General features: G+C 43.6%; 7 protein-coding genes. 1 reads left to right on the top strand and 6 read right to left on the bottom strand.

Going from position 1 to position 12,827, the window contains the following annotated elements:
• Nucleotides 1-122: 122 nt before the first annotated feature.
• Nucleotides 123-932, bottom strand: coding sequence for a class I SAM-dependent methyltransferase (locus tag ACT7WV_RS03265; RefSeq protein ID WP_445101522.1), 810 nt, complete (start codon nucleotides 930-932; stop codon nucleotides 123-125).
• A 690-nt stretch (nucleotides 933-1,622) separates the two neighbouring features.
• Between ACT7WV_RS03265 and ACT7WV_RS03260 the strand changes: the two genes are divergently transcribed.
• Entirely contained in the window at nucleotides 1,623-3,542 is a 1,920-nt protein-coding gene (locus ACT7WV_RS03260) for an iron uptake porin (protein ID WP_445101521.1), read from the top strand.
• Nucleotides 3,543-3,713: 171 nt separating this feature from the next.
• Here ACT7WV_RS03260 and ACT7WV_RS03255 read toward each other — a convergent pair whose 3' ends face one another.
• The 5 genes from ACT7WV_RS03255 to ACT7WV_RS03235 form a co-directional block, all read right to left on the bottom strand.
• Nucleotides 3,714-7,148 carry a hybrid sensor histidine kinase/response regulator gene (locus ACT7WV_RS03255; RefSeq protein WP_445101520.1) on the bottom strand — a complete coding sequence of 1,145 codons (3,435 nt, stop codon included), beginning with the start codon at nucleotides 7,146-7,148 and terminating at the stop codon, nucleotides 3,714-3,716.
• A 29-nt stretch (nucleotides 7,149-7,177) separates the two neighbouring features.
• The gene (locus ACT7WV_RS03250; RefSeq protein WP_445101519.1) at nucleotides 7,178-9,544 is read right to left on the bottom strand and encodes a methyl-accepting chemotaxis protein; all 2,367 of its coding nucleotides are present in this window, start codon (nucleotides 9,542-9,544) and stop codon (nucleotides 7,178-7,180) included.
• Nucleotides 9,545-9,765: 221 nt separating this feature from the next.
• Complete coding sequence (locus ACT7WV_RS03245; protein ID WP_445101518.1) at nucleotides 9,766-10,305, bottom strand: chemotaxis protein CheW; 540 nt, start codon at nucleotides 10,303-10,305, stop codon at nucleotides 9,766-9,768.
• 8 nt (nucleotides 10,306-10,313) lie between these two features.
• A complete protein-coding gene (locus ACT7WV_RS03240) occupies nucleotides 10,314-10,679 on the bottom strand; it encodes a response regulator transcription factor (protein ID WP_445101517.1) in 366 nt (121 codons plus the stop codon).
• Between the two features lie 120 nt (nucleotides 10,680-10,799).
• A complete protein-coding gene (locus ACT7WV_RS03235; protein WP_445101516.1) occupies nucleotides 10,800-12,014 on the bottom strand; it encodes a response regulator in 1,215 nt (404 codons plus the stop codon).
• Nucleotides 12,015-12,827: the final 813 nt, after the last annotated feature.

The following is a 12,827-nucleotide window of genomic DNA, read 5'->3' as shown; positions in this document are numbered from 1 at the left end:
ACAGGTGCAGTTATACATTATGAGATATGGATCAATTTAAAACCAAACTTAGATCTGCTTGATTTTCAATTGTAATTTGAGGGAGGCTGGTAATAGTCTCCCAGAAGTTTCTATAGATAGTATCAACTTTGCTCAGGGAGAACGTCAAAAGCCCAGTTACGTGCTACTGTGAGCTCAAATTTGGCATCGGCAGAAAGAGCTACCTCCTCTGATTTGTAGTACTGCAAAGCCCATTCTTTAAGTTCCTTGATGGCAACTGAGAAGATATCTTCAGGAATCTGCCAAGAAGAGCTATGCATTTTTTCTTCGTAGATGGTGAGCAATTCGCCAACAGTGCGCTCGCTCTGCCACTGAGCAGCAGTTACTGTTTCCAATATTGCTCCTTGCTCAATTAGTGCCTCCATGACTTTTTCTTTGGCCGCACCATACTCAGTAAGTTGAAATCCGTGTTTAGCAAGTATCATTTGCCATTCTCGGTCAAATTCCTTGTGATTACGGAGACCTGCATAGTTATAGCAATATAGAAAAACACCGTTTGGTTTCAACACTCGGTGTATTTCTGCAAGAGCCTCTCGCCAAGCAGGAATTAAATGTAGCAGATGTGCCGCCAGCGCCACATCAAAAGATTGACTACTAAAAGGAAGAGATGTCGCATCAGCCTGGAGCAGAGTAAGCTGGTTAGGTTCGCCTTGCAACTGCTGGCGAAGCTGATTCATCATCTTTTCAGAAATGTCAACACCTGTGTAAGAGTAACCCCTTAGCACGATTGGTATGGCAATTCGCCCCGTACCAATGCCCGGTTCAAAAAACTTAGTGTCTGGTGTAGCTGAGACAATACTAAGTATACAGTCTGCTATTTGCTCAGATACCTGTGGTGGCAGTCCTCTAGTAGCATCGTAGATGCCAGCTACTCGGTCAAAAGAAATACTCAAAACTATCTATCCATTAGTAGCTTCCTTGAAAGCTTACCATCTATATAAGAGTTTAGATAAAGGCTCGACAGAGCCAGACAAGATGATAAAGCTTTGCTATTCACAGAACTAAGTTTTGGTCAACCTAAGCGGATTAGAATACTTTGGAGAGTGACCAAAAAGCTCAGAGGCCAGAAAAAGCTACAAAGTTTAAACTTTGTAGCTTTTTCTGTACCTACTGGCGAGGAGTAAAGCAGAGCTTGTTGTTTATTTATCGCCATGGCCAACACTGTGACACCAGCATTTTAAACAACCTGGCTGTAGTCGAACCCAGTTGGCAGCCTGGGCAATGCTTAGGCTATGATGGATTGGCATATAAAGGGAAAAATCTGAATTGCCCTTGACCAACGAAACATCTCAGGGCATGCATCTGTCTACTATAGGAAAGCATCACCTAGAGTAGACAGTGGAAGTAAAAACCGCTACTGAGGCAGTTTTTTTTGACTAATTTGCGATAAATTAGTGGATTTGCTGTGAAAGCAACTCCCTCCCATCAAGTCTGACTGGCTGCCTCACAGATAAATCAGGATCTACCATCTCCTTTCGAGCAAAGGGGATTTATTCCGTTGCGTTTGTTGCTGACTCATCAAGCAACAGCACAGTTTTACCACCAAGAAATTATATCAATTAGTGTGAGGACGAATCAAGATAATGTCTAGAGTTTTGTGGAATTGTTTGCTAGCGATTCCAGCCATTTTAAGTGCTAATTTGCTTCTGTCCTGGGCGGCAAGCGCTACTGAAGTTCCACCGCAAATTGAGCATGAGCAGGCGCAATTAGAAGTGTTGGACGTTTCAGTTGTTATCCCAACTGCCGTAGCTAAAAACACTCAAGTTCAATGGGGTCAATCAGTGGCTCAAGCAGAAGCCCCTGCGGAACTAAGCAATCCAACTCCAGCATGGCCAGTGGCCGATGAAACAACGGCTGATGCCACTGAAGTTTTAGAACAAATCAATCACTACAGTCAAGTAGCTCAAGCAGAATCCCCTGCGGAACTAAGCAATCCAACTCCAGCATGGCCCGTGACCGGTGAGATAACTGCTGATGCCACTGAAGTTTTAGAACAAATCAACCGCTATGGTAACGAAGGCAACAGTAACTCTCTTGAGCAAGTCACTAGTGTCTCTCAACTAAAAGATGTTTCACCAGGAGATTGGGCTTATGAAGCACTACGTAGTTTAGTTGAACGTTACAACTGTATTGCTGGTTATCCCGACGGCACCTATCGCGGCAACAGTCCTTTGAGCCGTTTTGAATTTGCTGCTGGTTTAAATTCCTGCTTGAACCAGATTGAGCGCTTGATTGGAGACATGGATGCACAGGTCACCCGCGATGATCTAGAGACGTTACAGCGATTAGTCGCGGAATTTCAAACAGAATTGACCACGATTGGTGCGCGGGTCGATAAATTGGAAGGTCGGGTAGCTTCCTTAGAAGACAATCAGTTTTCTACCACTACCAAGTTAAGCGGGGAGGTTATCTGGGGTATCAGTGATTCCTTTGGCGGCGACAACTTGGTTGAAGACAATACTGTCTTTCAACATCGTACACGTCTCAATTTTGATACCAGCTTCACGGGTCGCGATCGCTTGCGTACCCGTCTTCAGATTAGCAATGCTCCGATACTAACCACTCCTGGGAGTGTTACTAACGAAGGTCGATTAGCTTTTAGCGGATCTACCAACAACAGTGTCGTTCTCCATGATTTGTCCTATCGCTTTCCTCTGAGTGACACAGCGAGAGCCACAATCTATGCTAATGCTGGTCTATTTAATACCTTGACTCCTACTCTTAACCCCCTTGACTCTGCCGGTGCTGGTTCGATATCCCGCTTTGGGCTACGTAACCCGATTTATAATATAGGCGGTTCGATAAACAATGCTGGAGCAGGAGTTTCCCTAGGTCACAACACTCCCCTGCGATTGGACGTTGGTTACTTAGCCAGTACACCTGCTGATTCTGGTGAGGATGCTGGATTGTTCAATGGTAGTTACAGTGCCATTGGTCAGGTCACTTTCCAACCAAGCAAAGAATTTGCCCTAGCGGCCACTTATATCCATGCCTACAACACCAATCCTCTCGGTGAGGGTGGTAGCCTTGGCCACAATACAGGTAGTTTGGCTTCTCAGATACGCACGAACCGTCCCGTTGTTTCTAACTCCTACGGTCTTGAAGCTTCCTTAGCCTTCAGCCCCCAAGTAGTTCTGAGTGGCTGGGCTGGTTACACGGATGCCACTGTAATTGGGCGTGGTCAAGCTGATGTCTGGAATTATGCGGCGACGCTGGCCATCAATGATTTTGGTAAGGAAGGAAACACTCTGGGTTTCGTGGTGGGTATGGAACCAAGACTGACAGGTACTACTAACGCCAATGTGGCTAGTCTGATCGGTGGTCTTGAAGCTGGTCGTCGCCGTGATCCTGACATCGGCCTACACATCGAAGGCTTCTACAAGTTTGCCCTGAACAATAATATTTCCATCACTCCTGGTGTTATCTGGCTAACCGCACCTGGTCACAATGAGAATAACGACGACATCTTTATTGGTACACTTAGAACCACTTTTACTTTTTAATTTACTTTAGACTATTAAGGCAAGGCAAGGACAGTATTAAACTTGCCTTGCCTTATTTTTTAATACTTAAAATTAACTCAAAAATTTTTCAATTCTGACTCGTGACTCCTTGTCTCCAACTCAGGTTCAAAATTCGTTTAGACTGACGATAGTACAATTAGTTAATACCCCTTAACTATTGATGATAATAATATCTTGAATTGCCTTTAAAAACCCTTGTTCAATATAGGGTTTAGTGAAGTAATCCGTAGCGCCCAAATGCATCGCCAGCCGTCGATGCTTGTCGTTACTACGGGAGGTAAGCATGACCACAGGAATTTGCTGCAGTTTAGGGTCTCGGCGACGGTGGTTCATAAAATCAAAGCCATTCATATTGGGCATTTCAATATCGCAAATCACTAACTTCACGTCAGAACTGTGCTGCAACTGTTTGAGCGCCTCCCAGCCATCTCCTGCCTGCAAAACTCGATAACCAGCCCTTTCCAAGCTCAAAGCAAGGGTACGTCGTAAAGAAACAGCATCATCGACGATTAGAACCTTTGTCGGGGCACGTTTAGCGACATTAATCGTCCGAAAGATTGAGTCACGGTCAATTAAACTCCCTCCTACAGCCGTAGTGCTTAAAGCCGTGACCTTGCTGATTGGCCAATTATTGTTGGCTATAGTAGCACTATCGGATCCCAGATTGAAGTATAGTTCTGGCTCTGACTCAGTGGTAGTTGTAATTGCCGTTGAATCTTTAGTCAGCAAACGGTCTAGCAGAGCAGCACCATCAATCACAGGAATTAGGCTGCCATCTCCCAAAATGGTACAACCATAAGTATAAGGAGGAGGTGCGATCGCTGCTCCAAAAGGCTTGATGACCAGTTTTTGCTCAGTAACTAGATGATCTATTTCTAGAGCAAAAACTTGCTGTCCCCGCTCAAGTATGAGTAGTGGTGGAATCAAATCACTAGGAGAGGATTCTGCGCCCAAGGCTCTACTAAGAGGATTTTCTGGTACAGGGCAAGCATACTCCAACAGCTCAGCTAGTCGATAAATGGGGACAATTTGTCCTCGCCACCTTAAAAACCTTTGTGCTCCAGTTTTTTTAATCTGGTCAGCTTTAGGAACAACGATTTCTTCAAGGCTATCAGAAGGCAAAGCTATAGTTGTAGATTCAACCAAACCCACGAGCAATTTAGCGCTCGTCAGCGTTAATGGCAAATGCAAGGTAAAAGTTGTGCCAACTCCTGGTTTGGAAGTGACAGTGATGTTGCCTTTGAGGGTACGCAGTTGGGAGCGCACTACGTCTAAGCCAACACCCCGTCCAGATAGTTCGCTAACTTGCTCAGCGGTGGAAAATCCTGGCTCAAAAATTAAATCTAACAGGCGATGTTCAGGAACACTAGCTAATTGTTCGGCAGTTAACCAGCCTAAATCTAGTACTCGACGACTAATACGTTCTAAGTTAACACCTTGACCATCATCTTTAACTTCGATGATGGTTTGCCCTCCTTGGTGATAGGCTTTTATTTCAATTTGACCTTGCTCTGGTTTCCCCTGTTGAAGTCTGATGTTCGGGAACTCGATACCATGATCAAAAGCATTCCGGAGCAAGTGCAATAAAGGATCATAAATTTTTTCGAGGACAGCTTTGTCAACCAGCACCCCTTTGCCACTCAGCTTCAAACCGACACGTTTGTGATAGATGCTGGATAAGTCGCGCAAAATTCGGGGAAAGCGGTTAAGTACTTCACCCAGAGGTAACATGCGAGCCCACATGAGTTCATCTTGCAAGTGGGTCAGCATTTTGCGTAGCTGTTCCAGATTCCGGTCAGATTGCTTAGCGAACAGAGCAATATCATCTACCGATTCTTTGAGCTGCACCATGTCCTCGACAAACCTTTGGAGTAAGGTATGCAAAGCTCCGTAGTTATCCATTTCTAGGGAGTCAAAATCGGCTTGACTAGTCGCGATTTCTCCCATCTGACTTACTGAGGTGGGAAGGGTTCCATAGGTGCGGCTCAGTTCAGGAACGAGCGTTTGGTCTGATACCTTTCGCAACTGATCGACCACTTGCTCAACCGCAGTAAATCGACTCAGCAGCTCTCGAACAGATCCCTGCAATTGTCTATTTTCGAGGAAAAGACCACTACGGTTGATCGCAGCTTCACCCACTAAATTATTCATCCGTTCCAGTCGGTCTGAGTCAACCCGCACCGAAACTTTAGGAGTAAAAGCGGCTTCCTGTTGTTCAGTTGTCGTCGAGACCTCCTGTGGTCGCTTGGTAGATGGTAATAATTGAGGTGCTGATGGAGAAATTTCCTGGAAGAAAGATGCCGGCTCCAAATTTTCAACCGATTGAATCTCACTGGTTGAAGTTTCGGATGTATCTGTAGATTCGACTATAGCCCAATCTCCTTGCTGCAAACCCTTGAGCGCGGAGGTAATTTGGAATAGTGAGCTGTTTTGAGCCGCTTCTGTTTCAGCATTGCTTACAGCACCGCTAAAAATATCTTCTAAGGAGGAGAGTTCTTTTTCTACTTCCTGAGTAGTAAATATCTCCTCATCAGCAAATTCTCCATCGATGATTAGGGGGAAGTTTGTCTCCTCAGTATCTACTTGCTCAGCAGATGACATACTGGCAAAAATATCTTCAGGAGACTCAGCAGAAAACGCCAAAGTTTCCTGCTCTAAATGGGGGTTTTCAGGGATAGGGAACTGAAATTGCTGCTCCTCCAGAAGAGAATTTTCCTGTTGATTAACTTGGGCGAACAAATCCTCACTAAAGTTTTGACCCCAATGCTCTTGCTCAGTGGAAAACTCGAATGCTTGCTCCTCAGCTAGTGCTAATAAGCCAGCAGAGGGAGTACCAGCTTGGCTCTCGTTACCTGCAAGCAAAGCTTCTCGGTATACCTGAAAATCAACGAGAGCCAGTTGTGTAATTGTTAATTCCTGTTGGGGATTAGTATTGAGTGCGGCAAGAACAGCTTCTGCGATCGCACCCAATCCTGGCTTACTGAGGATTTCCGCTAGCTCGGCAAACATCTCTGCTTGGCCACGTAGTTCTTCTGCTACTTGGTACTCTTCAGGGCTTGCCAAAACCTTGGTCAGGTGCTCGAGTCCTTCGGGTACATCCACTTCAAAAATGGACAAGGTCATATCGACCCCCAATTCAGCAGAGCTGGGTACATCGTAATATTCCGCCTGGGTCAGAGCATCCCCTAATTGTTCTTCAATTTGAGCAAAGACTGGCTCAGCTGAGCTAATTGCTTGTTCTGGATCAAATTGACCCGTGGTAATCTGCTCTGTCAGGGGCAGACGCAGACAGTCGTAAGCTTGCAGCAGTTGACTTTCTAAGTCGTTATCAATTTCTAAGGCTTCGTTGTAAAGTGCCTTGAAGATAGTTTCTAAACGGTGGGCCAGAGTAGCGATCGCTTCTAGACCTACACCTGCTGCTCCTCCCTTAATTGAATGAGAGGTGCGCATCAAATCGTGAACTTTACGATTACTGCGCTCCTCCCTCAGTGTCAATAAGCCTGTTTCTAGCACCTGCAACAACTCAGGAGCCTCTTCACTGAAAAACTTATAAGCTTGGTCGCGGATATCAGGGTTAACTGCCATACGAAAGGTTGAAGGTTAAAAGGAGTATACTAAATAACTTTAAATTGCCCCACATCGTCTTGTAGTGCTTGGGCTACTGTTCGTAATTCTCCAAAAGAAGACGATACAATGCTTGCCTCTCTTGAAGTTTGGGAAGCAATATTTGCCACATTCGCCATAGTTTTAGTAACCGTTTCAGAAGTGGCTGATTGCTCAATTGTTGCCTGGGTAATTGCTGTAACTAATTGATTAATTTCGGCAGAAGCTTCTGTAATTTTGTTGAGACTTTGACGTGTTTCTTCTATAAGTTTTGTTCCCATTACTACTTGTTCAGTACCTGATTCCATCGCGGTAATTACTTCGTTAGTTTCCCCTTGAATGGCTGCAACTAATTTTTCAATTTCTGTACTAGCTTCTGCCGATTGCTGAGCTAGTGTTCGCACTTCGTCGGCAACAATAGCAAAGCCTCGACCCTCTTCCCCAGCACGAGCAGCTTCAATTGAGGCATTAAACGCCAGTAATTTAGTTTGAGCGGCAAAAGAACTAATCAAGTTGACTACTGTAGAAATCTTTTGGGAAGACTCCCCAAGATATTTCACTTTTTGACGTGTTTGGGCCACTGTTTCCCGAATCGCCAGAATTCCGTCTACTGTTCGGTTCATCGCAGCATCGCCTTCTACCACTGTCTGATTAGCTCGTTGTACAACTGCTGCCGCCTTCTCAGCGTTAGCAGCAACCACTCGCACCGATTCAGCCATCTCTTGCACCTGCTTCAGAGTTACCCCAATTTCCTCGGCTTGATGCAATGCTTCTACTGAGAGTGCTTGGACAGACTCTTCACTGCTTCTAGTGGTTTCGGCTACATTACTAGCTGCTGCTTGCACTTTGGTAACAATTTGCCGCAAGTTACCAACCATGACGTTGTAAGAGTCAGCAATTGTACCAACGTCATCTGCTGTCACCCTCGCCCGGATGGTGAGGTCTCCATCGTTAATCGGTTCTACTTCTTCTAGTAGTTCCAAAATTCGATTTTGCAGCGTTTCTGTCAATTGACGCTGTTCTTCTTTGAGTCGTCGTTGTTCCTCTGCCGCAAGTGCTTGTTCTTCCAGAAGTGTGGTAATCTGACCAGCCATTTGGTTAATGTTGGTTCCCAACAGAGCAAGTTCATCTTCCCCTTGCACTTCCAAACGGGTATCTAGTTCTCCCTTACCAATTTTTTCCACCGCGCCTGTAGCATCTATAATCGGACGTGTCGCCCGGTTAGCAACGATAGCTGCAATCACGGCCACCAGCAAAGCAAAAATTGCCGTACCAACTAATAGTGTTAAGAGCAATTGTCTTTGAGGAGCAAAAGCCACCTCTGTAGGACGGGAGAGTAGTAAACCCCAGTTAACGTTATACGCTTTACTGAGTTCCGCATTGGGAAGGTAAGTAAAGATTTGCTGCTCTCCATTTTCAGTCTCAATCTCTGTCAGACTTTGCTGACCGTTTTGCTTGATTTGGGAGGAAACTTTAGGGAATAATTCCTCTACTGGTTTCCGAAGGGCTTCTTGTTGGCTAGAAGTTGTAATTTGACCCTGAGAATCCGTAATATAAAATTCTTGACGCCGTAGAGGATCGAACCTAAACACGTCGTTAATAACACTCATTAGTACACGGGTACGAAGAATTGCAATTGTTTTGTCCGTCTCTTGGTCTTTGACTGGAGCAGCAATAAAAGTACTAAAAACATTGTTGTTTAAGGCTGGTCGCGGATCTACAATGACTGGGCGATCCGTTTTCAAAACTGCCTCGAACCAGTCAACACCATTTGCATCAGTAGCAACATCATCCTTAGATGTGTAGATCAAGTTACCTTTGAGGTCAAAAACGGCAATATTCTCATAAATTGGGAAGGTCTCGACATAGCGCTTGAGGGTTGCATTTTTTTCCTCCGTGGTGAATGAGTCCCCAAGTTTGGAGTTAGTGAGGATATCAAGCCTACTCATCGATATAGTGTTTTCGTAGACTTGTCTGAGAAAGATATTTAACTTATCTTCTAAGTCACCAGCATTAGTTTCCTCGTTTTGAACAATTTGCGTCCTAATTCCTTGGTTAGCAGCAAAATAGGCGGTTGCCCCAACCAAAACCACAGGAACTGTACCGATCGCTAGTGCCAGTATCGTGGCTTTAGTTCGCAAACTTGCAAAGCGTAGATTAGCGAAGTCCCACCAAGGAACTTGCCTGCGTTGACGAATCAGGCTGTGAGTCTGGAAAGTCGATGTTGTCTCTTGTGGCTCAGACAGTCTGACCAATTTTCTTGCGGATGAAGACTCATCAATGGCAGGAGTTTGACCCCCAACTTGAAAACCGTTTGAGGTCGAATTGACGCCATTAGTGTTCTTTTCAGAAGTATTTTTGCGAGGAGTCGGAGTCATAGAAGAAAGTCTATATAAAAACTAAATAACTGGTTACAAATTTTCCAAAACGGTAGGGAAAGTCAGGATCGTCTCGAAGTTATTGAGGCTGGCATCAAAAGATGTAGAAGGTATTGCCATACCCCCTACACAGTTAGCTGTAGCCGTAGGTGAATTGTGCGCAGTCTGAGCAGGGTGGATTGGTGTGACCTAAGCTGGACAAGGCTCAAGTGAATTTTTATTTAAACATCTGGTTTGGGCATAGCAGCAATAATCGCCTCGCCATCAAGAACTGCTAACAAGTCGTCATCTGATTTCAACCAATAGCCACGTAAAAATGGCAATAGGCCATGAGCGACGTTCGATGATGGCGGAGATTGAATCAAGTCGGGATTGCACCATTCAATATCTTCTATCCGGTTGACAATAACTCCTAGCATCTGGCTTTTAAGATTATTGGCAGCAGCCTGTAGGACAATTGTTGTGTAAGTCGAACTTACTCCTTGTTGATAACAGGGGGTAAGCTCGACTAGATGGCCCAAATCCACTATCCATAAGATTTCGCCCCGCCAGTTGTATACCCCCATAATCCAAGCTGGCATGTGGGCGATTGGTACAATCTGACCAATAGGAATGTTGAGTACCTCAGACAATTGCAAAATCGGCAAAAGTGCTGTTGTTTCAGGCTGAAGATGAAACCGCAGAAACTGTTGCCTAATATTTGAATTATCTGAATCAGTTGGTGGTGAGGGAGAACCTGGGAGGGATAAAGGATTGGACATTTTCCAGCTTAGTTTTTGAGCAGATTTCTAACGGTTTGCACGAGTTCTTCCTGATCAATTGGCTTGACTAAATAGGCATTTGCTCCATGTTTCATGCCCCAGCGTTTATTTAGTTCACCGCCTTTAGTCGAGCAAATAATAATAGGAATGTTGCTGGTTTCTGCTTTGGCCTTGAGTTCGCGACAGATTTCAAATCCACTGCGGTCAGGTAGCACTACATCAAGGATAATTACATCCAGTTTATGACTGCCAATTTTTACTAAAGCTTCTTCAGCATTGTGAGCAGTCAAGACATTAAGACCCCCCTGCTGTAGACAACCAGAGAGTAGTTCTTTATCAGTCAAGGAATCTTCAACAATTAAGGCAGTGCTCATGGAATTAATTGGATGGAATAAAAACGAAAGTAATCAGATTTGAGCTTTATTAGCTTGAAGGCAGATTTTTTCCAGCACAGTCTACGGCAAGCCCCTGGTGTGCCGACAAAATTTTGCTCTTCAGTCAAAACCTCGTGGACTAACTGCGTGCTGTGGTAAATGCTTAGAGATCGTGCTTAGTACTTTGCCTGCATCTACTGGTTTGCTCAAAAAATCTGATGCTCCGACTAGCTTAGCCCGAACTTGGTCAACGATGCCATCATTTCCTGTCAAGATGACAATTGGGGTATTTTTAAAAGAGGGAGCTTTACGCAACTGAGTGCAAATTTCATACCCGTTAGTATTAGGCATTACTAGATCTAGAAAAATCAAATCTGGTTTACGGGCTAAGAGAATTGTTAGTGCTCGTAGACCTTCATTAATGCTAATAAATCGATACCCTGCCGCACTCAGAAGCTTTTCCATGGTCTGGCAAATCGAAGGAGAATCATCTACACAAGCAATGAGTGGTATGGTGTGATGTGCTTTTGCCGAAGGTTGGCGAGAAACTCTTTGGCAAACTGGAGCCGGTAAATCGGGGATACTAATTAGTTGTACTAGTCCCAATTTAATGTAGGGCAATAGTGAGCGAGTTACTTGCACAACATCACGTTTCATTTGTACAGCGATGTCACGCAGAGTCTTTTCTCCATCTAAGAGTTGGTTTAAGACTTGGTAAACCTGCTCTGATGTACTTTGTTGCAATTGTCTGGGTTGTTTGATTATTGGTGCTTTATCGAGACTATAGTCAGTAATTTTAGCCTTCCATAAAGCTTGCCAAAGTTGCTGAACTAGATTAATTGCCTCCTTCTCATCAATTAAGACAAGTTGCTCAGATATAGTGCGGTCTTCCTTAATTTGATGAGTCAAACCTGGTGCTTCTGATAACTCAAACAGTACTTCCGATAAGATTGATTGAATTACTTGTTCTGCTTGTTTGTGATGAATTTTCTGTTGCTTTACCCATAAACAAAGTAGCTGGTATTCCCAACTGATAGTGAAAGTAGTAGGCTCAAGTTGACAGATATCTTGTTGGAGTAGTGTAAAGTCAACCCGCATTTGGGGACAGTAAATAGCTAAGTTTCTTGCCCATCGCCTTACTGGATGATTCCCTCCTGTAGCATACATGATACGACCCAAGCAGAAGTAAAATATCCATTGGTTGCCACTTTTTGGAGCTGTCCATGCCAGTTGGCCGCTAAACCGAATCTTCTTGAGAGTTTCGATAAATTGAGCTATTTTTGAATCTACAAACCTTGATGCTTGCAGAGGAGGAAAAGCTGTGTAGTTAGTCATCTACAACTATCTGTGTAACCAATTAATAAAAAACAAGCTTCAATTTGTGTAGATCCCTGAAAACATTCTAGCCTTGATTAAGTAGCTAAGCTGAAAAACAAAATTATTTTTACTAGCAAATCCCTGTTCCTAGGTTTGTAAATAATTTCGTTGGTTGCGAAGATAATTAACGTCCCTGAGATCTTTTTAGCTAGTGTTACAATTGATCTTGATCAAAAATTATTCGGAGTAGTCAGACAAGCTGTTTTTAGTCCAGTTATAGCTAAACTGGCAAAAGAAAGGGAAATGTCTGCTAGGTGATTACCGACTAATTAGCAACTTTTGGGTTAACTTCTCGAAATTTACCTTGATGGCACCCCTAAAAAATCTTTTGAGGTAGAGCAATAACTTGCTAGTAAATTAAGCTCTGTGGAGACGCACTAAAATCTAATTATTTTAGCTTTTTTCGCTCTCGAAGAGGATTAGATACAGAACACTTCAGCAGTATTAACGGCTAGTTATGCCTGTAAGGAGTGGCTTTGAGTCTACGATATCAAATTTTCCCTAATTAATTAAAGTATTTTTTCGAGTCATCGTCAATATAGATAAATTAGTTAATTCCCCCATATATCAAGCTCAGAAATTTCCTATGTCAATATAAAAAAAGTACAGATAAAGTTTTTATAAAATAAACCAATATTCGGTAGCTTAGTTATCACAATTTAGTAATTTTTAGTTGCGATTAGATCAAAATTGGGGTCTTATAAAGTAATTGTGAATTCTTAGAAATTTTTTATAAAGCAAAATTCAAAATGCTCAAGCTACAAAAATCGA

It is taken from the genome of Symploca atlantica LB2515, from assembly GCF_052546295.1.
Note: the sequence above shows the minus strand (reverse complement) of the source record. Positions and strands in the feature narration are given on the sequence as shown.

Coding starts and splice junctions, on each gene's coding strand:
- ACT7WV_RS03260 (WP_445101521.1), top strand. CDS start 1,623: ATGTCTAGAGTTTTGTGGAATTGTTTGCTAGCGATTCCAGCCATTTTA.
- ACT7WV_RS03255 (WP_445101520.1), bottom strand. CDS start 7,148: ATGGCAGTTAACCCTGATATCCGCGACCAAGCTTATAAGTTTTTCAGT.
- ACT7WV_RS03250 (WP_445101519.1), bottom strand. CDS start 9,544: ATGACTCCGACTCCTCGCAAAAATACTTCTGAAAAGAACACTAATGGC.
- ACT7WV_RS03245 (WP_445101518.1), bottom strand. CDS start 10,305: ATGTCCAATCCTTTATCCCTCCCAGGTTCTCCCTCACCACCAACTGAT.
- ACT7WV_RS03240 (WP_445101517.1), bottom strand. CDS start 10,679: ATGAGCACTGCCTTAATTGTTGAAGATTCCTTGACTGATAAAGAACTA.
- ACT7WV_RS03235 (WP_445101516.1), bottom strand. CDS start 12,014: ATGACTAACTACACAGCTTTTCCTCCTCTGCAAGCATCAAGGTTTGTA.